The following is a 23,126-nucleotide window of genomic DNA, read 5'->3' as shown; positions in this document are numbered from 1 at the left end:
CCCACCAGATCGGCGCGTGAGACCTCCACCAGCTGACCGCGCGGCAGCACTCCGAGCGAGACCAGCAGCTCCCACCGCCGGCCGGGGCGCCCACCGCTCCCAGGAGTGGTGAGCGCCGGGTTTCCGAGCGCCCCGTGAGCCGGGGACGGCCCGACTGTCAGTGGGGGGTCGTACGGTGGTCCCATGCGGCCCGTTTCCCAGATCGAACGTACGGTGGCGCCCTTCGAGGTCGTCAGTCCCTACCAGCCCAGCGGTGACCAGCCCGCGGCCATCGCCGAGCTCGACCGGCGCATCCGCGCGGGCGAGAAGGACGTCGTCCTCCTCGGCGCGACCGGCACCGGAAAGTCCGCGACCACCGCGTGGATGATCGAGAAGCTGCAGCGCCCCACGCTCGTGATGGCACCGAACAAGACGCTGGCCGCCCAGCTGGCCAACGAGTTCCGCGAGCTCCTGCCGAACAACGCGGTCGAGTACTTCGTCTCGTACTACGACTACTACCAGCCCGAGGCGTACGTCCCGCAGTCGGACACCTACATCGAGAAGGACTCCTCGATCAACGAGGAGGTCGAGCGGCTGCGCCACTCCGCGACGAACTCGCTGCTGACCCGCAGGGACGTCGTCGTGGTCGCCTCCGTCTCCTGCATCTACGGTCTCGGCACCCCCCAGGAGTACGTGGACCGGATGGTCCCGCTCAAGGTCGGCGAGGAGATCGACCGGGACCAGCTGCTGCGCCGCTTCGTCGACATCCAGTACACGCGCAACGACCTGGCGTTCACCCGGGGCACCTTCCGGGTCCGCGGCGACACCATCGAGATCTTCCCGGTCTACGAGGAGCTCGCCGTCCGCATCGAGATGTTCGGTGACGAGATCGAGGCGCTCTCCACCCTCCACCCGCTCACCGGCGAGGTCATCAGCGACGACCACGAGCTGTACGTCTTCCCCGCCAGCCACTACGTGGCGGGACCCGAGCGCATGGCGAAGGCGGTCGACGGCATCGAGCGCGAGCTGGAGAGCAGGCTCGCCGAGCTGGAGAAGCAGGGCAAGATGCTGGAGGCGCAGCGCCTGCGCATGCGCACCACGTACGACATCGAGATGATGCGCCAGATCGGCTCCTGCTCCGGCATCGAGAACTACTCGATGCACTTCGACGACCGCGAGCCCGGCTCCGCCCCGAACACGCTCCTCGACTACTTCCCCGAGGACTTCCTCCTCGTCATCGACGAGTCGCACGTCACGGTCCCGCAGATCGGCGCCATGTACGAGGGCGACGCCTCCCGGAAGCGGACCCTCGTCGACCACGGCTTCCGGCTGCCCTCCGCGCTCGACAACCGCCCGCTGAAGTGGGAGGAGTTCCAGCAGCGGATCGGCCAGACGGTCTACCTCTCGGCCACCCCCGGCACGTACGAGCTGTCGCGCTCCGACGGCTTCGTGGAGCAGATCATCCGCCCCACCGGCCTCGTCGACCCCGAGGTCGTCGTCAAGCCCACCGAGGGCCAGATCGACGACCTGGTCCACGAGATCCGGCTGCGCACCGAGAAGGACGAGCGGGTCCTCGTCACCACGCTCACCAAGAAGATGGCCGAGGACCTCACCGACTACTTCCTGGAACTGGGCATCCAGGTCCGCTATCTGCACAGCGACGTCGACACCCTGCGCCGGATCGAGCTGCTCCGCGAGCTGCGCGCCGGCGAGTACGACGTCCTGGTCGGCATCAACCTGCTCCGTGAGGGACTCGACCTGCCCGAGGTCTCCCTCGTCGCCATCCTCGACGCCGACAAGCAGGGCTTCCTGCGCTCCGGCACCTCGCTGATCCAGACCATCGGCCGCGCGGCGCGCAACGTCTCAGGACAGGTCCACATGTACGCGGACACCGTCACGCCCGCCATGGAGAAGGCGATCGACGAGACCAACCGCCGCCGTGAGAAGCAGGTCGCCTACAACAAGGCCAACGGCATCGACCCGCAGCCGCTCCGCAAGAAGATCAACGACATCGTCGCCACCATCGCCCGCGAGGAGGTCGACACCGAGCAGCTCCTCGGCACCGGCTACCGCCAGGGCAAGGACGGAAGGGCCGCCAAGGCCCCGGTCCCCTCGCTCGCGGCGCACACGCCCAAGAGCAGGGCCAAGGGCGGCAAGGCGGGCTCCACGGTCGAGCTCGGCGACCGTCCGGCGACCGAACTCGCGGCGATCATCGAGGAGATGACCGACCGGATGCGCGCCGCCGCGGCGGAGCTGCAGTTCGAGGTGGCCGCCAGGCTGCGGGACGAGGTCGGGGAACTGAAGAAGGAGTTGCGCCAGATGAAGGAGGCCGGACTCGCCTGACACGGCGGGTGGTCCGGAGTGCCCGGTGTGTTGCAAGACCGACACAAAACCGCTCCCGCTCTGCTGCGCTGTCAGTGCCCCTGCGTAGGGTGCTGACCAACCGCGCGCACAGCGGAGGCGGCGGCGGGGATCGCTAGAGAGGGGACAGCGCGTGACGGTCAACATGACCAAGGGTCAGGCCATCAGCCTGGAGAAGCAGGGCGGCGGCAGCCTGACGTCCGTACGGATGGGTCTCGGCTGGCAGGCGGCGCCCCGTCGCGGCCTGTTCGGTTCGCGGACGCGCGAGGTCGACCTGGACGCCTCCGCGGTGCTCTTCGCCGACAAGCAGCCGGTCGACGTGGTCTTCTTCCGGCACCTGGTCAGCGACGACGGCTCGGTCCGGCACACCGGCGACAACCTGGTGGGCGGCGCGGGCTCGGGCGGCGACGACGAGTCGATCCTGGTCGACCTCCAGCGCGTCCCGGTCCACATCGACCAGATCGTCTTCACGGTGAACTCCTTCACCGGGCAGACCTTCCAGGAGGTGCAGAACGCCTTCTGCCGGATCGTCGACGAGACCAACGGCCAGGAGCTCGCGCGCTACACCCTGGACGGCGGCGGCCAGTACACCGCGCAGATCATGGCGAAGGTGCACCGGGCGGGCTCCGGATGGCAGATGACGGCCCTGGGCAACCCGGCCAACGGCCGGACGTTCCAGGACCTCATGCCCGCGATCCTGCCGCACCTCTAGTCCGGCACGCCGGCCCGCCCGACGGCGAAGTCCGGCACAGACACAGCACCACACACACCGTCAGCTCCCGGAGGCAGCAGGCCGCCGGGAGCTGTCCCGCATCACCATCGGATCCGAGGGGACAGAGTCGATGACGGCCGAGCTGGTCCGGGGACAGAACCATCCGCTGCCCGACACCCGACTGGAGATCCGGGTCTCGGCCGGCCATCCGGTCGTCGCCGGGGCCACCCTCGGCGACGAGGAAGGCCGGGTCGCGGGCGTCGAGTGGATCGCCCACCCCGGCTCGCCCTCGCTGCCCGGCGTCGAGGTCTCCCAGCAGGCCGCCGCCGACCACCGGCTCGCCGTCGACCTGGACGCCGTCCCGGCCGCCGTGCACCGCCTCTCGGTCCTCCTCGCGCTGCCCGTCGGCGTCGGCGGACCGACCCGCTTCGGCGCGGCCGCCGCCCCCTTCGTCGCCGTCACCGGCCTCGACGGCGCCCCGGTCGCCACGTACACGATCACCGGCCTCGACCGCGAATCCGCCGTCGTCGCCCTGGAGCTGTACCGTCGCCAGGGCGCCTGGAAGGTGCGCGCCATGGGCCAGGGGTACGAGGGCGGTCTCGCCGCCATGCTCGGCGACCAGGGGCTCCAGCGGCCCGCCGAGCTCGCCACGACGATCCTGGACGCCGTCTCCCGGGGGCTGGCCCGTTCCGTCTCCGCCCCGCCGCCGCGCGTCCCCGAGACCGAGCGCGTACGCCACGCGGCGCCGACGGCACCCGAGCCGGTCACAGCGGCGGCCGAGCCGCCCACGACATCGACTCCGACGGCTCCCACGACGTCGACCCCGACGGCGCCCACGCTGCCGGGGACCCCGCCGCCCGCCCCGGCCGCCGGGGGAGGCGGCCCGATCGACTACGCCCACCCGCGCCGCCGCGCGAAGGCCCCCGAGCCGCCCCGCCAGGCCCCGCCCGTTCCCGTCGCGGGGGACGCCGGCGGCTGGTCCATGGACGAGCGGCTCTACAACCAGGTGTGGGGCATGTTCGAGGACCTCGCCCGCACCACCGCCGCGTACCGCAGCGCCTGCGAGTTCGCCGAGTCCCGGCTCGACAAGGAGCTCGACGGCGTGCTCTCCGACCCCAGGAGCCGGATCGGTGGTGCCGGGGACGCCGCCCGCGCGGCGGCCCGCGCCAAGCACGACGAGCTGACCGCCCGCGCGCAGGAGGCCCTCGACCGGGACCTGGACCAGCTCGTCGCCGAGTCCGATGTCGTCGAACCGGCCCTGCCGGCCGCCTACGCCCGCTGGGACAACCCGGTCTGGCACGCCTACCGCGTCCCCATGGAGGCGCCGATGGCCGTCCGCCTGGGCGACCTCCACCTGCCCGAGCGGACCGAACTGCGCATCCCGATGCTGGTCAGGCTCCCGCTGGAGCGCGGGCTCTGGGTCGACATGGGACGTGAGCACTCCGAGGCGGCGGGGCTGCTCGACGAGGCCGAGCTGCGCCGCCTCGCGATGGACACCGCCGTCGCGCACGCGGCCCGCCTGCTCGCGGTGTACCCGCCCGGCGAGTTCACGGTCCATGTCATCGACCCGGCGGGCACGGCGGCCCCCGCGCTCGCGCCGCTGGTCGGGGCGGGCGTGCTCGCGGGCCCGCCGGCCGCCGGCGCCGCCGGTGTCCAGGACGTCCTCGGCCGGCTCACCGAGCGGGTGGACCTGGTGCAGATGGCCCTGAGGGCGGGCGCGCCCGACGCGCTGCCGCCCGGCCTGGACACCGCCGAGCAGCTCCTGATCGTCCATGACTTCCCGCACGGCTTCGACGACCGGGCGGTGACCCGGCTGCGGTACCTCGCGGACGAGGGGCCGGCGGTCGGGGTCCACCTCATGATGGTCGCCGACCGCGCGGACGCCTCGGCGTACGGGCCGGTGCTCGACCCGCTGTGGCGCTCGCTGCTGCGCATCACTCCCGTGCCGGACGACCACCTCGCCGATCCGTGGGTCGGCCACGCCTGGACGTACGAGCCGCCGCTCGCCCCGTCCGGCAGTCGGGTGCTGTCCGATGTGCTCGCGCGGGTGGCCGAGTCGAGGCGTCAGTGGGGGAGTTGATCCGAGATTCCCCTGACCTGAGACTGCCCTGACCTGGCTCTTTGGGTCGCCTTTACCCTTGCCTTTACCTTTTCTTGGTTCTTCGGGTAGTGTTCTTGGCGCGGAGGGGAGTACTCCCCATGCGCGGCGTTCCCGTCAATACGGACGTACCCCGAGCGGGGGCGATCCCGGGGCGTCGGCCCGGCCCGTCCCCGTACGGCCTGGGTGGAAGAGACCTCCGGCAGCGACGACGCTGATCAAGTAGCCGTACGACGCCGGAGGCGCAGTGGACGTTTCGACGACTGTCTGGGTGCTGACCATTCTCGGTCTGAGCGCCCTTATCGCGATCGACTTCTTCATCGGGCGCAAGCCCCATGACGTGTCGGTCAAGGAAGCCGGGATCTGGACCGTGGTCTGGATCGTCCTGGCCGCGCTCTTCGGAGTCGGCCTGCTGTTCTTCGGCGACAGCCAGGCGTCCGGCGAGTTCTTCGCCGGATTCATCACCGAGAAGTCGCTGAGTGTCGACAACCTCTTCGTCTTCGTCCTGATCATGGCGAAGTTCGCGGTGCCCTCCCACCTCCAGCAGCGGGTGCTGCTCGTGGGTGTGCTGATCGCCCTGGTCCTGCGCGCGATCTTCATCGCGGCCGGTGCCACGATCATCGCCAGCTTCTCCTGGGTCTTCTATATCTTCGGCGCGTTCCTGATCTACACCGCCTGGAAGCTCATCCAGGAGGCGCGCGCGGGCGACGACGAGGACGACTGGGAGGAGAACCGTCTCCTCAAGTCGGTCGAGAAGCGGTTCGGCGTCGCGGACAAGTACCACGGCACGAAGCTCTTCATCAAGGTCAACGGCAAGCGCGTGCTGACCCCGCTGATGGTCGTCATGCTGGCCATCGGCACCACCGACATCCTCTTCGCCCTCGACTCGATCCCGGCGATCTTCGGCCTGACCCAGGACCCGTACATCGTCTTCACCGCCAACGCCTTCGCCCTGATGGGTCTGCGGCAGCTGTACTTCCTGATCGGCGGACTGCTCAAGAAGCTGGTCCACCTCAGCTACGGCCTGTCGGTGATCCTCGGCTTCATCGGTGTGAAGCTGGTGCTGCACGCACTGCACGAGTCCGGGGTCCACGTTCCCGAGATCTCCATCCCGTTCTCGCTCGCGGTCATCTGTGGTGTCCTGATCGTCACCACGATCACCAGCCTCATCGCCTCCAAGAAGCAGGCGGAGCGCGAGGCCCTCGAGGCCGCTGACGCCGCCGAGAAGGGCGAGCGGCCCGCGGCGGAGGCCGGCGAGACCGAGAAGGACAGCGTCGGCGCCTGACGGCGTACGGCACCGTAGCAACGCACCGCGGCCGGTGCGGGCGGCTCACCACCGCCCGCACCGGCCGCGCCGCGTGCGGGACCTCAGGGCCCTAGGCGGGTACCCGCTCCAGTACCTCCGACCGGTCCGGCACGGTCTCCGGCAGGAGCGTGAAGCACCCGAGGCTCACCAGCGCCACTACCGTCAGATACGCCGCCACGCCCCACGGCGGCCCCGCGCCCTCGGACAGCGCCGTCGCCACGATCGGCGTCAGCGCCCCGCCGAGAACGCCCGCCAGGTTGTAGCCGACGGCCGCGCCCGTGCACCGCACCCTCGGCTGGTAGAGCTCGGGGAGGTACGCCGCGACCACCGCGAACATCGTGATGAAGGCCAGCAGCGCGCCCGTGAACCCGAGGAACATCAGCGGCGGCCGCCCCGTGTGCAGCAGCGCGATCATCGGGAACATCCACACCGCTGAGGCCGCGCAGCCGAACAGGCAGAGCGGGCGACGGCCGTACCGGTCGCCCAGCATCGCCGCCGGCGGCGTCACGATCCCCGAGATGGCCACCGCCGCCATGATGCAGACCAGCATGGTCGTACGGCCGACGCCCAGCCGCTCGGTGCCGTAGGCCAGGGCCCAGGTGGAGACCGTGTAGAAGACCGCGTAGCCGACGGCGAGCGCCCCGGCCGTGAGCAGGACGAGCCGCCAGTGCTCGCGCGCCACCTCGGTGAGCGGCGCGTTCGCCTTCCGCCCGGTCGCGTTCAGCTCCTCGAACTGCGGGGTCTCGGCGAGCGAGGAGCGCAGCAGCAGCCCTGCCGCCGCGAGTACGCCGGCCGCCCAGAACGGCACACGCCAGCCCCAGTCCCGGAACTGGGCGTCGGTGAGCGTGGCCGACAGCAGCAGCATCACGCCGTTGGCGAGCAGGAAACCGACCGGCGGACCGATCTGCGGGAAGCTCGCCCAGAGCCCCCGGCGCCGCTCCGGCGCGTGCTCGGCGGTGAGCAGGACGGCCCCGCCCCATTCGCCGCCGAGACCGAGCCCCTGGAGGAAGCGCAGGACGAGCAGCAGGACGGGGGCGGCGATGCCGATCGCCGCGTACGTGGGGACGAGGCCGACCGCCACCGTCGCGCAGCCCGTGAGCACCAGCGAGGCGAACATGACCGGGCGCCGTCCGTACCGGTCGCCGATGTGCCCGAAGACCACCGAGCCGAGCGGCCGGGCCACGAAACCGACGGCGAAGGTGCCGAAGGCCAGCAGGGTCCCGGCGACGGGCGAGAACGTCGGGAAGAACAGCGGTCCGAGGACGAGCGCGGCGGCGGTCCCGTAGACGAAGAAGTCGAAGAACTCGATGGCCGTCCCGACGAGCGAGGCGGCGGCGAGGCGCGCCATGGACGGCGCTGCGGGGGAGGACGGGGAGCCCTTGCCGTCCGAGGAGCCGGGGGCGTCCGGCCCGCCCGGGGCGTCCGGGCCGTCGGAGGCGTTGTCCCGAGCGCCCTGGGTGTGCGGATCGGTGAGCGAGTCCGGATCCGGGGACGGACGCGGAGAGTGACTTTGGCGCATGTCGCGCCAACTACCCGGCCTCCGACGGGGTTACGGGGGCGCGCGGAAGCACACGGTGCGCGACCGTGCGCCTCCGCCGGTCAGGGTCGCCCAGGGACCTTCACCAACCGCGCGCGTGCCACGCGGGCAGGCTCGGTCGCTCGTCACCGAGCGTGGTGTCCTTGCCGTGGCCGGGATACACCCAGCTCTCGTCCGGCAGGACCGCGAAGAGCTTGGACTCCACGTCCTCGATCAGGCTCGCGAACGCCTTCGGGTCCTTCCACGTGTTGCCGACGCCGCCGGGGAACAGGCAGTCGCCGGTGAAGACGTGCGGGTGGCCGTGCGGGTCGTCGTAGACGAGCGCGATCGAGCCGGGGGTGTGCCCGACGAGATGGCGGGCGGTCAGCGTGACCCGGCCGACCGCGATCGTGTCGCCGTCCTCGACCAGGACGTCCGTCGGGACGGGGATGCCCTCCGCGTCGTACGCCCCGGCGTACGTCCTCGCCCCGGTCGCGGCGACCACCTCGGCGAGTGCCTGCCAGTGGTCGCCGTGCTGGTGCGTGGTGACGACGGAGGCGATGCCGTCGTCACCGATCAGCGTGAGGAGCGTGTCGGCGTCGTTCGCCGCGTCGATCAGCAGCTGCTCGCCGGTCGCCCGACACCGCAGCAGATACGCGTTGTTGTCCATCGGGCCGACGGCGACCTTGGAGATCATCAGGTCCGTCAACTCATGCACATCGGCGGGCCCGCCGACCTTCACAGCTCCGCTGTACGTCATGCGCTCAGCCTATCGCCGGGCACCGACGGGCGGGGTGCCGACGGCGGGGCTACAGGGGCGGGAGTTCCGGGAGGTGGTCGCCCTCGAGGAGGGCGAGGTGGGCGCCCCGGTCGCCGCGTCCGGAGAGCCAGCCGAGCAGCTCGGCGAGGGTGCCGCCCAGGACGACGGGGTCGCCCTTGTCGCCGCCGGTCCTCCAGCTGGGGCCGTCGTCCTCCCCGTACCCGCGGCGGAGGGTCACCGGCGGGACGTCGGGGCGGCCCGACCAGCGGTCGGCGAGGAAGTCGATCTCCCGCAGGACGAACTCCTCCGGCAGGTCCTCCAGCTCGTAGCCGATGCCGAGGTCGACGTGGTGCAGGTCCACCTCCACCCAGCGGCGGAAGGGGATGCGGGCGGCCCGGTCGGTGACGCCGTTGCGGAGCTCGACGGTCCGCTCCCAGTCGGCGGGCTCCGCGCCCACGGCCTGGAAGCGCTCGGCGGTCGCCCGGAGGTCGGCGAGCTGCTCGGCAGGGGGGCGCGGGGCGTCCCGCTCGATGTCGGCGTCGCGGGTGGCGGCGTCCGCGTACATGGGACGGCCCTGGAGGACGTTCACCAGAGCGTCCGCGTTGCGGGCGATGTGGGCCAGGACATGGCCACGGGTCCAGCCGGGAAGCCGTGACGGCTCGGCGAGCGCCGCGTTGTCCAGGGAGGCGGCCGCGGCGAGGAGTCGTTCGGTCGCTTCGTGTACAGAGGCCAGGTCACGCACGTGGTCGATCATGGGGCCGACCCTAGCGCCGCCACTCGTTCGGGTGAAGCGGTCGGAGTCCGGCCGGAAATCGAATGTGCGTGCTATAGGCTCGGTGGAAGCATCCGGCATCCTTGGTTGTTGGGTACTCACGCACATCCAGGTACTTCCAGGCATATCTGCGACCCGCACTCCTGTGCCTCCGCTCTCTCAAGAAAGGTGCGGACCGGCGTGGCCGACCGTCTCATCGTTCGTGGCGCTCGCGAGCACAACCTCAAGAACGTCTCGCTCGACCTCCCCCGCGACTCCCTCATCGTCTTCACCGGGCTGTCGGGGTCGGGCAAGTCCTCCCTCGCGTTCGACACGATCTTCGCCGAGGGGCAGCGCCGGTACGTCGAGTCGCTCTCGTCGTACGCCCGGCAGTTCCTCGGCCAGATGGACAAGCCGGACGTCGACTTCATCGAGGGTCTCTCGCCCGCCGTCTCCATCGACCAGAAGTCGACCTCGCGCAACCCGCGCTCGACGGTCGGCACGATCACCGAGGTCTACGACTACCTCCGCCTGCTCTTCGCGCGCATCGGCAAGCCGCACTGTCCCGAGTGCCGCCGCCCGATCTCCCGCCAGTCGCCGCAGGCCATCGTCGACAAGGTCCTCGAGCTGCCCGAGGGCAGCCGCTTCCAGGTCCTCTCGCCGCTCGTGCGCGAGCGCAAGGGCGAGTTCGTCGACCTCTTCGCCGACCTCCAGACCAAGGGCTACAGCCGGGCGCGGGTCGACGGGCAGACCATCCAGCTCACCGAGCCGCCGACGCTGAAGAAGCAGGAGAAGCACACGATCGAGGTGGTCGTCGACCGCCTCACCGTGAAGGACAGCGCCAAGCGCCGGCTCACCGACTCCGTCGAGACGGCCCTCGGGCTCTCCGGCGGCATGGTCGTCCTGGACTTCGTCGACCTCGCCGAGGACGACCCCGAGCGCGAGCGGATGTACTCGGAGCACCTCTACTGCCCGTACGACGACCTCTCCTTCGAGGAGCTGGAGCCGCGCTCCTTCTCCTTCAACTCGCCCTTCGGCGCCTGCCCGGACTGCACCGGCATCGGCACCCGCATGGAGGTCGACCCCGAGCTGATCGTCCCGGACGAGGACCGCTCCCTCGACGAGGGCGCCATCCACCCCTGGTCCCACGGCCACACCAAGGAGTACTTCGGCCGGCTCATCGGCGGCCTCTCCCAGGCGCTCGGCTTCCGCACGGACCTGCCGTACGCGGCGCTCCCGGCCCGGGCCAAGAAGGCCCTGATGTACGGCCACAAGACCCAGGTCGAGGTCCGCTACCGCAACCGCTACGGACGCGAACGGGCGTACACCACCCCCGCCTTCGAAGGCGCCGTCTCCTTCGTCAAGCGGCGGCACAGCGAGGCCGAGAGCGACTCCAGCCGCGAGCGCTTCGAGGGCTACATGCGCGAGGTGCCCTGCCCCACCTGCGAGGGCACGCGCCTCAAGCCGATCGTCCTGGCCGTCACCGTCATGGAGCGGTCGATCGCCGAGGTCGCCGCGATGTCGATCAGCGAGTGCGCCGACTTCCTCGGCCGCCTGAAGCTGAACGCCCGCGACAAGAAGATCGCCGAGCGGGTCCTGAAGGAGGTCAACGAGCGGCTGCGCTTCCTGGTCGACGTCGGCCTGGACTACCTCTCCCTCAACCGCGCGGCCGGCACGCTCTCCGGCGGCGAGGCCCAGCGCATCCGGCTCGCCACCCAGATCGGCTCCGGCCTGGTCGGCGTCCTCTACGTCCTGGACGAGCCCTCCATCGGCCTCCACCAGCGCGACAACCACCGGCTCATCGAGACCCTGGTCCGGCTGCGGGACATGGGCAACACGCTCATCGTGGTCGAGCACGACGAGGACACCATCAAGGTCGCCGACTGGGTCGTGGACATCGGCCCCGGCGCCGGCGAGCACGGCGGCAAGGTCGTCCACTCCGGCCCCTTGAAGGAACTGCTCGCCAACAAGCAGTCGATGACCGGGCAGTACCTGTCCGGCCGCAAGGCCATCGGGACGCCGGACATCCGCCGCCCCGTGGACCCCTCGCGCCGGCTCACCGTGCACGGCGCCCGGGAGAACAACCTCCGGGACATCGACGTGTCGTTCCCGCTGGGCGTCCTCACCGCCGTCACCGGCGTCTCGGGATCGGGCAAGTCGACGCTGGTCAACGACATCCTCTACACCCACCTGGCGCGCGAGCTGAACGGCGCCAAGTCGGTCCCCGGGCGGCACACGCGCGTGGACGGCGACGACCTCGTCGACAAGGTCGTGCACGTCGACCAGTCGCCGATCGGCCGCACCCCGCGGTCGAACCCGGCGACGTACACCGGAGTCTTCGACCACGTCCGCAAGCTCTTCGCCGAGACGATGGAGGCGAAGGTGCGCGGCTATCTGCCGGGCCGGTTCTCCTTCAACGTCAAGGGCGGCCGTTGCGAGAACTGCTCCGGCGACGGCACGATCAAGATCGAGATGAACTTCCTCCCGGACGTCTACGTCCCCTGCGAGGTCTGCCACGGCGCGCGGTACAACCGGGAGACCCTGGAGGTCCACTACAAGGGCAAGTCCATCGCCGAGGTCCTGGACATGCCGATCGAGGAGGCCCTGGACTTCTTCGAGGCGGTCCCGACGATCGCGCGTCACCTGCGCACGCTCAACGAGGTCGGCCTCGGGTACGTCCGGCTCGGCCAGTCCGCGCCGACGCTCTCCGGCGGCGAGGCGCAGCGCGTGAAGCTCGCGTCCGAGCTGCAGAAGCGGTCGACGGGTCGGACGGTCTACGTCCTGGACGAGCCGACCACGGGTCTGCACTTCGAGGACATCTCGAAGCTGATCAAGGTCCTCTCGGGGCTGGTCGACAAGGGGAACTCGGTGATCGTCATCGAGCACAACCTCGATGTCATCAAGACCGCGGACTGGGTCGTCGACATGGGCCCGGAGGGCGGCAGCGGCGGCGGTCTGGTGATCGCCGAGGGCACGCCGGAGGAGGTCGCCTCCGTCCCGGCGAGCCACACCGGCAAGTTCCTCCGCGAGATCCTGGGCGCGGACCGCATCAGCGACGCGAGCGTGCCGGCGGCGCGGAGCGCGTCGAAGGCGCCCGCGAAGAAGGCCGCCGCGAAGAAGGCGGCGGCGCCCGCGAAGAAGGCCGCGCCCGCCAAGAAGACGGCGGCGCGGGCACGCAAGGCGTGACGGGGCGGGGATGACGGGGTGGGGTGGGCGGCGCCTGCGGCGGGCCTTCCCCCACCCCGCCCCTTCCCGAAACCGGGGGCAGGCCCCCGGACCCCGGCCCGTGCGACGGGCGCGGAGCCCCCGAGCCCCGGCCATGACACGGGCTTCGCCGTGTCGGGGTTTCGCACCCGAGCCCCTCACGGGCTTCGCCGTGCCGCTGAACCGGGGCGGGGCGGCCGAGGACTGCCTACTCCAGTTCGCTCGCGTACGGGGGTTCGGCGCCCGGGCGGGTGCAGGTGAGGGCCGCGGCTCTGGCCGCGTACGTGAGGAGGGTGGACCAGGACTCCGGGGGCAGGGTCGCGAGAGGGCGGTCGGGCAGGGCGTGCAGGAGCGCCGCGTTCACGGTGTCGCCCGCGCCGATCGTGTCCGCGACCTCGACGCGCACCGCCGGTACCGACACCTCGAACGGGCGGGTGTGCACCGTGAGGCCCGCCCCACCGCGCGTCACGACGACCGCCGACGGGCCCTGCTCCAGCCACTCCGCCGGGGTACCGCCCAGCCACGCGGCGTCCTCCTCCGAGAGCTTCAGGAGCGAGACGTACGGCAGCCAGGAGGCGAAGCGCTCGCGGTAGGCGGCCGCGTCCGGGATCAGGCCCGGCCGGATGTTGGGATCGAGGAGCGTCAGCACGCCCCGCGCCGACTCCCGCCGCAGCAGCGCCTCGTACGCGCTCGCCCCCGGCTCCAGCGCCAGCGAGCACGTGCCGAACGCGATCGCCCGCACCCCGTCCGGCAGTCGCGCCGGGAGGGCGAAGAGCCGGTCGGCTGTGCCCTCGACGTAGAAGCCGTACTCCGCCGAGCCGTCCGCGCCCACCGAGGCGACCGCCAGCGTCGTCGGCTCCGGACCGCGCTGGACCAGGCCGGTCCCCACCCCGGCGTCCCGCAGCCCGTCCATCAGGGCCTCGCCGAACGCGTCCGTCGAGACCCGGGAGCAGAAGGCGACCCGGCCGCCGAGACGACCGAGGGCCACGGCCGTGTTGTACGGCCCCCCGCCCCGCCGGGGCACCAGCGGGGGCAGCGGCCCGGCGGCGGCCCCGTCCGGGACCAGATCGATCAAGGACTCACCGGCGACGACGATCACGCCGTGAACGTAACCCATGCCCCACCGGCCACGACAGCCCCCGCGCAGGCCTCCGGGAAGGCGCCGGTATCGTCGGTTCGGTCACCCCTTGCCCCGATCCACCGTGGAGCGCTCATGCCCGGCCAGTCCGCCCGCCGCACCGTTCTGAAGGGTGCCGCGCTCGCCGGTGCCGCCGGGCTCGGTGTCGCCGCCTGCTCCACGGACTCCAAGCTCGGGCACGCCCAGGTCCCGACCCCGACCGCGCCGGTGACCCTCGGCGCCCCCGAGGACGTGCCCGTCGGCGGGGCCAGGCTCTACCGCGAGCAGCGGGTCCTGGTGAGCTGCCCCGCCGAGGGCCAGTACAAGGCCTTCAGCGCCCAGTGCACCCACGCCGGCTGCGTCCTCGACAAGATCGAGAACAACGAGGGCAACTGTCCCTGCCACGGCAGCCGCTTCGACGTCACCACCGGCAAGGCCCTCCAGGGCCCGGCGACCGTCCCGCTGCCCGAGGTCCCCGTCCGCGTCGAGGGCGGAAAGCTCGTCGCGGGCCCGGAGGCGTAGCACCGAGCAGACCGAGTGCGTAGCACCGAGTAGACCGAGGGCGCAGCACCCGGCAGGCGGGAGGCGTGACACCGAGCACCAGATGCGTAGCACCGAGCAGGCCGCCGGCGTTACGCCCAGTCCCAGTCGATCCCCAGGATCCCCGGCCTGACCCCCTGCTCCATCAGGTGCACCGTGCGGTGCCGGCCGCTCAGCGTCAGGTCCGAGCGGCCACCGCGCGGCGCCCCCGCCGAGGCCTGGGCGAAGCGGCGGCACCGTACCGGCAGCGCCGCCTCGTCGAACCGCACCTGCAGCACGTACTGCCCGCCCGCGAAGCTGAAGCCGCGCACGTACTCGCCGCTCGGCCCGCCGGTCCCGTCCTCGAAGCCGTAGCCGAAGAGGTACGTGTCCCCGGCCCGCAGCCGCGCGTCGAAGAGCAGCTCCGCGACGACCACCCCGGTCTCCGCGTGCCAGCGCACCCGCCCCGTACGGCAGTTCTCCGTCGCCCGGACCTCCACCCGCGCGGGATCGCAGCCCGGGTCGCCGTGGTGGATGGCCAGATAGCGGTCGACGCCGTCCCGGTGCGCCCGCACCACGTGCTGCGACTCCCGCCCCACCAGCTCCCGCCCGGCCCCGATCCTGACCCGCTCGTGGTGCCCGACCGTGTGCAGCCCGCCGTCCACCGGCGACTCCAGCTCGGCGAGCAGCGCCTCCACCGCGCCCGAGGCCTCCACCAAGGAGCGGTACGAACGGGCCGCGGGACGCTCCACGTCACCGCGCGCCGCCGTGTCCTCGGTGAGCAGCCGGATCAGCGAGTTGTCCGGCAGCTGCAGGACCTCCTCCAGGGCGCGGACCGCCTTCATCGACTCCGGCCGCTGCGGGCGGCGGGCGCCCTGCTGCCAGTAACTGAGGCTGGTCACCCCGACCTTGACGCCCCGGTGGGCCAGATGGTGCTGCACCCGCTGCAGCGGCAGACCGCGCACCGCGAGGGCCGTGCGCAGCGCCAGATGGAACGGTCCGGTGTGCAGCAACTGCACCAGATCGGCCTCGGTGTGTCCCACGGGACTCCTCAGTGAACGTTCACGACCGCGCCGGCGGGCCCTCGCGCCGCCGGGGACGGGCCCGCAGCTGGCGCGCGGGCGCGTGTTCACACCCGGGTCACACCGTTCACAGCCCGCCGTCACCCCGCATTGAAGCGTGTTGACCGGATCCGGACAACGTTCGATGCTCCTCAGCAGCGTCCGGACGCGCTCCTCCGAATCCCCACACCCCCACCCCCCCGCCTCGGGAGGAACGCGATGCGCAGTAGAAAGCTGTCCCTGGCGGCACTCGCCGCTGCCGCCCTCTTCCTGCTCCCCATGTCGTCGGCGACCGCCGCGCCGACCACCGAAGACGTCTCAGCCCTCGGGTACAAGCGGCTGAACATCACCATGCAGGCGCAGCAGAAGACCAACTGGTGCTGGGCCGCCGCCGGCAACACCATCGCCACCTGGTTCGGCCGGAACTACAGCCAGAACCAGTTCTGCAACGCCGCCTTCAACCGCCAGCAGGGCTACGACTGCCCCAACAATCAGGCCACGCTCGGCAACGTGCAGACCGGCCTGCGCTGGGCGGGCGTCAACCCCGGCTCGTACGTGACCGGCTGGCTGCGCTACTCGACCGTGCAGACCGAGATCAACGCGGACCGACCGATCGAGACGCGGATCCAGTGGTCGAGCGGCGGCGGGCACATGCACGTGATCTACGGCTACGACGACACGGACAGCTGGGTCTACTGGGGCGACCCCTGGCCCTCCAGCGACCGCTACAACTGGGCCTCGCACGCCTGGTACGTGGACAACAGCTCCTTCTCCTGGACGCACTCGCTCTACCGGATAGGGGCGTGACGGCCATGAACGCACGGAACACGCACGTACGCGCCGTCGGCGCCGGCCTCCTGGCGGCCGCCGCCCTCCTCGCCCTCGGCGCCGTGCCGGCCGCCGCCGACGCGCCGCCGCCCGCGGCGACCCCGGAGAAGGCGGCGTCCGCCCCCGAGACCCTGGAGACGCTGTCCCGGTTCTTCGCCCGTGACGGAGCCGTCGCCCGCTCGGCGGCGCAGCCCCGGGTCGAGGGCGCGTCCGTCCCGGTGCGGGTGCTCTCCCCGGACTTCGTGGCCGGGAAGGCGGGCGCGCCGGTCGCCCGGGTCGAGTTCCACGCCAGCAAGGCGGTCGCCTCGGACGGACAGACGGCCTCCCTGTGGACCGCGCGGCAGGCGGACGGGGGCTGGCAGGTGGTGAACATCGCCACCGGCGACGACGAGACCCGCTACGCGGCCCAGGGCGCCGAGGCGCTGCCGGGCGGGATCGTCTTCCGCGAGCCGCAGATCGACGCGTGGTACGTCCAGAAGGGCGCGAAGGTGCTGCCCCTGGACGAGGACGCGGTGCGGGCGGTCGGGAAGAACGGCACGAGCCTGAGCGCCTACCGGGACCGGGTCGCCCGCGCCTACGGGGACAAGCTGCCGGGCTCCGCCTACGCCCGCAAGGGCACGGCCGGCGGCTACGACACCCCGGCCGGCGGCCACGACGAGCCCCTCGTCACGGTCGCGTCCGGGACGGCGGGCGCCGGGGCGGCCGTGGCCCTCGCCCTCATCGCCACGCGCGCGTGGCGCCGCCGCAGGCCGACGGCCTGACCCATGCGGCAGGCGGGCGCCCGGAGTCCCCACCTCCGGGTGCCCGCCAGCCATCGAGCGCCGAATCCGGGCCAGGGACGCGAGCCCCCGCTCAGCGCGCCAGGTACCCGCCGTCCACCGGCAGCACCACGCCCGTGATGAAGGACGCCTCGTCCGAGGAGAGGAAGAGGACGGCCGCCGCCACCTCCTCCGGAGTGCCGAAGCGCCGCATCGGGTGGAGGTCCCGGATCTCCGTCAGGTACTCCGGGCCGCCCGGCTCCTGCCACGCCGCCGCGACCCGTTCCGTCTCGATCGTGCCGGGAGCCACCGCGTTGACCCGGATCCCGCGGTCCGCCCACTCCACCGCCAGGTGCATGGTCAGCCCCGAGGCCACGAACTTGGCGGGGCCGTAGACCGCCTGGCGGGCCTGTCCGGCCACGCCGGAGATCGACGACGTACAGACGATCGCGCCGCCGCCCTCCTGCCCGGCCATCACCTCGATCGCGTACTTGCAGGTCAGGAACGTGCCCTTGCCGTCCACGGCCATGACCCGGTCCCACTGTTCCCCGGTCGCCTCCAGGACGTCCGAGAGCGGGATCAGACCGGCGTTCGCCACCAGCACGTCGAGGCGGCCGAACCGTTCCACCGCGGCCGTGATCATCCGCCGGGCGTCCTCCTCCCGGGAGACGTCGCCGACCACCCGCACCGCGGCCGCGTCCAGCGTCGCGAGCCGCTCCTCGTCCAGATCGGCGGCGACCACGTGCGCGCCCTCACGGGCGAAGAGCAGCGCCGTCGCCCGCCCGATCCCGCTGGCCGCCCCCGTGATCACACAGACGCGGCCCGCGAGCCGTCCCGCCGTCCCCGTCACCCGCGCCGCGGCCCGGTCCTTCGCCTGCTCCGTCGCCTGTCCCGGCGGTCGTGTCGTCATGACCGGCCAACGAGCGCGCGCGGCCGGAGTGTCGGCGGCCGCCAGTAGGGTGGGGAGCATGGCCGACCCCTCCAGCTACCGCCCCAAGCCGGGGCAGATCCCCGACTCGCCGGGGGTCTACAAATTCCGCGACGAGCACCGCCGGGTGATCTACGTCGGGAAGGCGAAGTCCCTGCGTCAGCGGCTGGCGAACTACTTCCAGCCGCTCGCGAGCCTGCACCCGCGCACGGCCACGATGGTCACGACGGCCGCCTCCGTCGAGTGGACCGTGGTCTCGACCGAGGTCGAGGCGCTCCAGCTGGAGTACTCCTGGATCAAGGAGTTCGACCCCCGGTTCAACGTCAAGTACCGGGACGACAAGAGCTACCCCTACCTCGCGGTGACCCTGAACGAGGAGTTCCCCCGCGTCCAGGTCATGCGCGGCCACAAGAAGAAGGGCGTGCGCTACTTCGGCCCGTACGCCCACGCGTGGGCCATCCGCGAGACCGTCGACCTGATGCTCCGCGTCTTCCCCGTCCGCACGTGTTCCGCGGGCGTCTTCCGCAACGCGGCCTCGGCCGGCCGGCCCTGCCTCCTCGGCTACATCGGCAAGTGCTCGGCCCCCTGCGTCGGCCGGGTCACCCCCGAAGAGCACCGTGAACTGGCCGATGAGTTCTGCGACTTCATGGCCGGCCGCACCGGCACGTACATCCGCCGCCTGGAGCAGCAGATGATGGCCGCGGCCGAGGAGATGGAGTACGAGAAGGCGGCCAGGCTCCGCGACGACATAGGGGCGCTGCGGCGCGCGATGGAGAAGAACGCCGTCGTCCTGGCCGACGCCACCGACGCCGACCTGATCGCGCTCGCCGAGGACGAGCTGGAGGCCGCCGTCCAGATCTTCCACGTCAGGGGCGGTCGGGTGCGCGGCCAGCGCGGCTGGGTCACGGACAAGGTCGAGGCCGTCTCCACGGCCGGCCTGGTCGAGCACGCGCTGCAGCAGCTCTACGGCGAGGAGAGCGGCGACGCGGTCCCCAAGGAGGTCCTCGTCCCGGCCGTGCCCGAGGACGCCGAGGCCGTCGCCCAGTGGCTGAGCGGCCGCCGGGGCTCCCAGGTCTCCCTGCGCGTCCCGCAGCGCGGGGACAAGAAGGACCTGATGGAGACGGTCGCGCGCAACGCCCAGCAGGCGCTGGTGCTGCACAAGACGAAGCGCGCCAGCGATCTGACCACCCGCTCCCGGGCCCTGGAGGAGATCGCCGAGGCCCTGGACCTGGACTCGGCGCCGCTGCGGATCGAGTGCTTCGACATCTCGCACCTCCAGGGGCAGGACGTCGTGGCGTCCATGGTCGTCTTCGAGGACGGCCTGCCGCGCAAGAGCGAGTACCGCCGCTTCCAGATCAAGGGCTTCGAGGGCCAGGACGACGTCCGCTCGATGCACGAGGTGATCAGCCGCCGCTTCAAGCGCTACCTCGCCGAGAAGGAGAAGACGGGGGAGTGGGGCCCCGACGGCGTCCCCGTCGACTCCGACGGCGACGCCGTGGACGCGGCCGAGACCCCGGACCGTCCCCTGGACGCCTCGGACGGGCCCGTGGACGCCCCGGACCGTCCCGTGAACGGCTCCGGAGCCTCCGGCGAGGTGCCCGTCGACGACGGCCGCCCCAAGCGGTTCGCGTACCCGCCGCAGCTCGTCGTCGTGGACGGCGGGCAGCCGCAGGTGGCCGCGGCCCGGCGCGCCCTGGACGAGCTGGGCATCGACGACATCGCCGTCTGCGGCCTCGCCAAGCGCCTGGAGGAGGTCTGGCTGCCCGGCGACGACGACCCTGTCGTGCTGCCGCGCTCCAGCGAGGGCCTCTACCTCCTCCAGCGGGTACGTGACACGGCTCACGACTTCGCCATCCGCTACCAGCGCTCGAAGCGGAACAAGCGGGTCAGGAGCAGCCCCCTGGACGCGGTGCCGGGCCTCGGCGATACCCGCAAACAGGCGTTGATCAAGCATTTCGGCTCGGTGAAGCGGCTCCGGCAGGCGACAATCGAGCAGATCTGCGAGGTGCCCGGCATGGGCAGGAAGACGGCCGAAGCCGTGGCCGTGGCTCTCGCCCAGGCGGCCCCGGCCGCACCCGCCGTGAACACGGCCACAGGAGAGATCATGGAAGACGACGGGGGCACCACCGCATGACCGAGCACGATCAGCACGCAGCGCACGATCAGCAAGCAGAGCTCGCAGAGCACAGAGAAGACGGAGCAGGACACGTGAGTACGGGCACGAAGGAGGCCGGCGAGACCGCCGACGCGGCGGCCATCCCCGAGCTGGTCATCATCTCCGGCATGTCCGGCGCCGGCCGGTCCACCGCGGCGAAGTGCCTCGAGGACCTCGGCTGGTTCGTCGTCGACAACCTGCCGCCCGCGCTGATCCCCACCATGGTGGAGCTCGGCGCCCGTTCCCAGGGCAATGTGGCCCGGATCGCCGTCGTCGTCGACGTCCGCGGCCGGCAGTTCTTCGACGCCCTGCGGGAGTCCCTCGCCGCCCTCGACGCCCAGCAGGTGACCCGGCGGATCGTCTTCCTGGAGTCTTCCGACGAGGCCCTGGTCAGGCGGTTCGAGTCGGTCCGCAGGCCGCACCCGCTCCAGGGCGACGGCCGCATCACCGACGGCATCGCCGCCGAGCGAGACCTGCTGCGCGAGCTGCGCGGCGACGCCGACCTGGTGATCGACACCTCCAGCCTCAACGTCCACGAGCTGCGCGCCAAGATGGACGCCCAGTTCGCCGGCGAGGAGGAGCCGGAGCTGCGGGCCACCGTCATGTCCTTCGGGTTCAAGTACGGGCTGCCCGTCGACGCCGACCTCGTCGTCGACATGCGCTTCCTGCCCAACCCGCACTGGGTCCCCGAGCTGCGCCCCTTCACCGGGCTCAACGAGGAGGTCTCGGCCTATGTCTTCAACCAGCCGGGCGCCAAGGAGTTCCTCGACCGCTACACCGAGCTGCTCCAGCTGATCGCCGCGGGCTACCGCCGCGAGGGCAAGCGGTACGTGACCATCGCCGTCGGCTGCACGGGCGGCAAGCACCGCTCCGTCGCCACGTCCGAGAAGCTCGCCGCCCGTCTCGCCGCGGAAGGGGTCGAGACCGTCGTCGTCCACCGGGACATGGGGCGCGAGTGAAGCCGTACCGCCGGCGTACGTCCACCCTCCCGGTCCGTGCGCTCCGCAGGCGCGCCGCCCAGCCCAAGGTCGTCGCGCTGGGCGGCGGCATGGGCCTCTCGGCCTCCCTCGCCGCGCTGCGCCGGATCACCGGCGACCTGACCGCCGTGGTCACCGTCGCCGACGACGGCGGCTCCAGCGGCCGGCTCCGGGAGGAGCTGGGCGTGCTGCCCCCGGGTGACCTGCGCAAGGCGCTCGCCGCGCTGTGCGGGGACGACGACTGGGGGCAGACCTGGGCCCGGGTCATCCAGCACCGCTTCCAGTCCAAGGGCGATCTGCACGAGCACGCCGTCGGCAATCTGCTGATCGTCGCGCTCTGGGAGCAGCTCGGCGACCATGTGCTCGCCCTCGACCTGGTCGGCAAGCTCCTCGGGGCGCAGGGCCGGGTGCTGCCCATGTCCGCCGTGCCGCTGGAGCTCCAGGCCCTGGTCAGGGGCCACGACCCGGCGCGCCCGGACGACGTGGACACGGTCCGCGGTCAGGCCACCGTGGCGCTCACGCCCGGGGACGTGCAGTCGGTGCACCTCGTCCCGCACGACCCGCCGGCCGTGCCGGAGGCCGTCGCGGCCGTCCGGGACGCGGACTGGGTGGTGCTGGGCCCCGGCTCCTGGTTCTCCTCGGTGATCCCGCACCTGCTCGTGCCCGAGCTGCTCGACGCGCTGACCGAGACCAAGGCCCGCAAGGTCCTCTCGCTGAACCTCGCACCGCAGCCTGGAGAAACCGAGGGGTTCTCTCCGCAGCGTCATTTGGAGGTTTTGGGACGACACGCCCCTAAACTCGCCCTGGACGTGGTGCTGGCCGACGAGGCCGCCGTGCCCGACCGCGAGTCCCTCGCCGATGCCGCCAAGCGGCTCGGCGCCGCGGTCGAGCTGGCGCCGGTGGCCCGTGCCGACGGTCTCCCGAAGCATGATCCGGAGCTGTTGGCCGCCGCGTACGACCGTATTTTTCGGATGCATGGAAGGATCGGCCCATGGCGATGACGGCAGCGGTGAAGGACGAGATCTCCCGGCTTCCCGTCACCCGGACCTGCTGCAGGAAGGCAGAGGTCTCGTCGATCCTGCGGTTCGCGGGCGGTCTGCACCTGGTGAGCGGGCGGATCGTGATCGAGGCGGAGCTGGACACCGCGATGGCGGCCCGGCGCCTCAAGCGGGACATCCTGGAGATCTTCGGGCACAGCTCGGAGCTGATCGTGATGGCCCCCGGCGGTCTGCGGCGCGGCTCCCGCTTCGTCGTACGGGTGGTGGCGGGCGGCGACCAGCTGGCGCGGCAGACCGGCCTCGTCGACGGCCGGGGCCGCCCGATCCGCGGCCTGCCCCCGCAGGTCGTCTCCGGGGCGACCTGCGACGCCGAGGCGGCCTGGCGCGGCGCGTTCCTGGCGCACGGCTCGCTGACCGAGCCCGGGCGGTCCTCCTCCCTGGAGGTGACCTGCCCCGGTCCGGAGGCGGCCCTCGCCCTGGTGGGCGCGGCGCGCCGGCTGAGCATCGCGGCCAAGGCCCGTGAGGTGCGGGGCGTGGACCGGGTGGTCGTCCGCGACGGCGACGCGATCGGCGCGCTGCTGACCCGGCTCGGGGCGCACGAGTCGGTGCTGGCCTGGGAGGAGCGGCGGATGCGCCGCGAGGTCCGGGCCACGGCGAACCGGCTGGCCAACTTCGACGACGCCAACCTGCGCCGCTCGGCGCGCGCGGCGGTCGCCGCGGGCGCCCGGGTGCAGCGCGCCCTGGAGATCCTCGGCGAGGAGGTGCCCGAGCACCTCGCGGCCGCGGGCCGGCTGCGCATGGAGCACAAGCAGGCCTCCCTGGAGGAGCTGGGCGCGCTCGCCGAGCCGCCGCTGACCAAGGACGCGGTCGCGGGCCGGATCCGCCGTCTCCTCGCGATGGCCGACAAGCGCGCGCAGGACCTCGGCATCCCCGGGACGGAGTCGAGCCTGACGGAGGAGCTGGACGACAGCCTCGTGGGCTGACCCCGCCTCAGCTCCGCCGTAGCCTCTCGGCTCTTCAACTCTCCACTGCCGGTGCCTTTCTGAGGCACCGGCAGTACCCGTTCGGCCCGCACGGCACCCTTGACATGATCATGAA

19 protein-coding genes are annotated in these 23,126 nt (G+C 72.0%); 12 read left to right on the top strand and 7 right to left on the bottom strand.

From position 1 onward, the window contains the following. Positions 1-185: hypothetical protein (locus AB0E14_RS21470; RefSeq protein WP_362420190.1), on the bottom strand; the 185-nt coding region annotated here is incomplete at its 3' end. Here AB0E14_RS21470 and uvrB point away from each other — a divergent pair. The 4 genes from uvrB to AB0E14_RS21450 all read left to right on the top strand — a co-directional run bounded on the left by uvrB (position 184) and on the right by AB0E14_RS21450 (position 6,435). Continuing rightward, on the top strand, positions 184-2,322 hold the full coding sequence (gene uvrB, locus AB0E14_RS21465; RefSeq protein WP_362420186.1) for an excinuclease ABC subunit UvrB: 2,139 nt from the start codon (positions 184-186) through the stop codon (positions 2,320-2,322). The genes AB0E14_RS21470 and uvrB overlap by 2 nt on opposite strands. A 151-nt stretch (positions 2,323-2,473) precedes the next feature. Beyond that, positions 2,474-3,052, top strand: coding sequence for a TerD family protein (locus AB0E14_RS21460; protein ID WP_361958413.1), 579 nt, complete (start codon positions 2,474-2,476; stop codon positions 3,050-3,052). A 130-nt stretch (positions 3,053-3,182) separates the two neighbouring features. Continuing rightward, positions 3,183-5,132 carry a TerD family protein gene (locus AB0E14_RS21455; RefSeq protein ID WP_362420182.1) on the top strand — a complete coding sequence of 650 codons (1,950 nt, stop codon included), beginning with the start codon at positions 3,183-3,185 and terminating at the stop codon, positions 5,130-5,132. Between the two features lie 265 nt (positions 5,133-5,397). Further along, positions 5,398-6,435 (top strand): TerC family protein, encoded by a 1,038-nt coding sequence (locus tag AB0E14_RS21450; RefSeq protein ID WP_362420179.1) that lies wholly within the window; start codon positions 5,398-5,400, stop codon positions 6,433-6,435. Positions 6,436-6,526: 91 nt separating this feature from the next. On the opposite strand, the gene AB0E14_RS21445 is transcribed toward AB0E14_RS21450, so the two are convergent. From AB0E14_RS21445 to AB0E14_RS21435, 3 genes are all read right to left on the bottom strand, one after another. Then, positions 6,527-7,804 carry an MFS transporter gene (locus AB0E14_RS21445; protein WP_362420209.1) on the bottom strand — a complete coding sequence of 426 codons (1,278 nt, stop codon included), beginning with the start codon at positions 7,802-7,804 and terminating at the stop codon, positions 6,527-6,529. Positions 7,805-8,075: 271 nt separating this feature from the next. Continuing rightward, on the bottom strand, positions 8,076-8,732 hold the full coding sequence (locus AB0E14_RS21440) for an MBL fold metallo-hydrolase (RefSeq protein WP_362420176.1): 657 nt from the start codon (positions 8,730-8,732) through the stop codon (positions 8,076-8,078). Positions 8,733-8,781: 49 nt separating this feature from the next. Next, entirely contained in the window at positions 8,782-9,486 is a 705-nt protein-coding gene (locus tag AB0E14_RS21435; RefSeq protein WP_362420173.1) for a maleylpyruvate isomerase family mycothiol-dependent enzyme, read from the bottom strand. 198 nt (positions 9,487-9,684) lie between these two features. Here AB0E14_RS21435 and uvrA point away from each other — a divergent pair, with 198 nt between their 5' ends. Continuing rightward, on the top strand, positions 9,685-12,669 hold the full coding sequence (uvrA, locus tag AB0E14_RS21430) for an excinuclease ABC subunit UvrA (RefSeq protein ID WP_362420170.1): 2,985 nt from the start codon (positions 9,685-9,687) through the stop codon (positions 12,667-12,669). Between the two features lie 226 nt (positions 12,670-12,895). On the opposite strand, the gene AB0E14_RS21425 is transcribed toward uvrA, so the two are convergent. Beyond that, the gene (locus tag AB0E14_RS21425; RefSeq protein WP_362420167.1) at positions 12,896-13,786 is read right to left on the bottom strand and encodes a carbohydrate kinase; all 891 of its coding nucleotides are present in this window, start codon (positions 13,784-13,786) and stop codon (positions 12,896-12,898) included. Positions 13,787-13,900: 114 nt separating this feature from the next. On the opposite strand from AB0E14_RS21425, the gene AB0E14_RS21420 reads away from it, so the two are divergent. After that, on the top strand, positions 13,901-14,326 hold the full coding sequence (locus AB0E14_RS21420; RefSeq protein WP_362420164.1) for a Rieske (2Fe-2S) protein: 426 nt from the start codon (positions 13,901-13,903) through the stop codon (positions 14,324-14,326). A 110-nt stretch (positions 14,327-14,436) separates the two neighbouring features. Here AB0E14_RS21420 and AB0E14_RS21415 read toward each other — a convergent pair whose 3' ends face one another. Continuing rightward, positions 14,437-15,366, bottom strand: coding sequence for a hypothetical protein (locus AB0E14_RS21415; protein ID WP_362420161.1), 930 nt, complete (start codon positions 15,364-15,366; stop codon positions 14,437-14,439). A 237-nt stretch (positions 15,367-15,603) separates the two neighbouring features. Between AB0E14_RS21415 and AB0E14_RS21410 the strand changes: the two genes are divergently transcribed. Together AB0E14_RS21410 and AB0E14_RS21405 are read left to right on the top strand one after the other, a co-directional pair. After that, on the top strand, positions 15,604-16,191 hold the full coding sequence (locus tag AB0E14_RS21410; protein WP_362420158.1) for a papain-like cysteine protease family protein: 588 nt from the start codon (positions 15,604-15,606) through the stop codon (positions 16,189-16,191). A 5-nt stretch (positions 16,192-16,196) separates the two neighbouring features. After that, a complete protein-coding gene (locus AB0E14_RS21405; protein ID WP_362420155.1) occupies positions 16,197-16,973 on the top strand; it encodes a hypothetical protein in 777 nt (258 codons plus the stop codon). Between the two features lie 91 nt (positions 16,974-17,064). Here the strand turns inward: AB0E14_RS21405 and AB0E14_RS21400 are convergent, their stop codons facing one another. Beyond that, on the bottom strand, positions 17,065-17,940 hold the full coding sequence (locus tag AB0E14_RS21400) for an SDR family NAD(P)-dependent oxidoreductase (RefSeq protein WP_362420152.1): 876 nt from the start codon (positions 17,938-17,940) through the stop codon (positions 17,065-17,067). Here AB0E14_RS21400 and uvrC point away from each other — a divergent pair. From uvrC to whiA, 4 genes are read left to right on the top strand one after another with little or no spacing between them, the layout of a single operon-like run. Then, positions 17,939-20,032: an excinuclease ABC subunit UvrC gene (uvrC, locus tag AB0E14_RS21395; protein ID WP_362420149.1), complete on the top strand. Its 2,094-nt coding sequence runs from the start codon at positions 17,939-17,941 to the stop codon at positions 20,030-20,032. The genes AB0E14_RS21400 and uvrC overlap by 2 nt on opposite strands. Beyond that, the gene (gene rapZ, locus AB0E14_RS21390) at positions 20,029-21,012 is read left to right on the top strand and encodes an RNase adapter RapZ (RefSeq protein WP_362420146.1); all 984 of its coding nucleotides are present in this window, start codon (positions 20,029-20,031) and stop codon (positions 21,010-21,012) included. Before uvrC ends, rapZ begins: the two co-directional genes overlap by 4 nt. Further along, positions 21,009-22,031, top strand: coding sequence for a uridine diphosphate-N-acetylglucosamine-binding protein YvcK (gene yvcK, locus AB0E14_RS21385; RefSeq protein WP_362420143.1), 1,023 nt, complete (start codon positions 21,009-21,011; stop codon positions 22,029-22,031). The genes rapZ and yvcK overlap by 4 nt, the downstream gene beginning before the upstream one ends. Then, a complete protein-coding gene (gene whiA, locus AB0E14_RS21380) occupies positions 22,022-23,011 on the top strand; it encodes a DNA-binding protein WhiA (protein WP_352186290.1) in 990 nt (329 codons plus the stop codon). Before yvcK ends, whiA begins: the two co-directional genes overlap by 10 nt. The last annotated feature ends 115 nt before the right edge of the window (positions 23,012-23,126 follow it).

This window comes from Streptomyces sp. NPDC047981 (assembly GCF_040653315.1).
Lineage (GTDB): Bacteria > Actinomycetota > Actinomycetes > Streptomycetales > Streptomycetaceae > Streptomyces.
The sequence above is the reverse complement of the archived record's forward strand: the minus strand, read 5'-3'. Positions and strand labels throughout refer to the sequence as shown.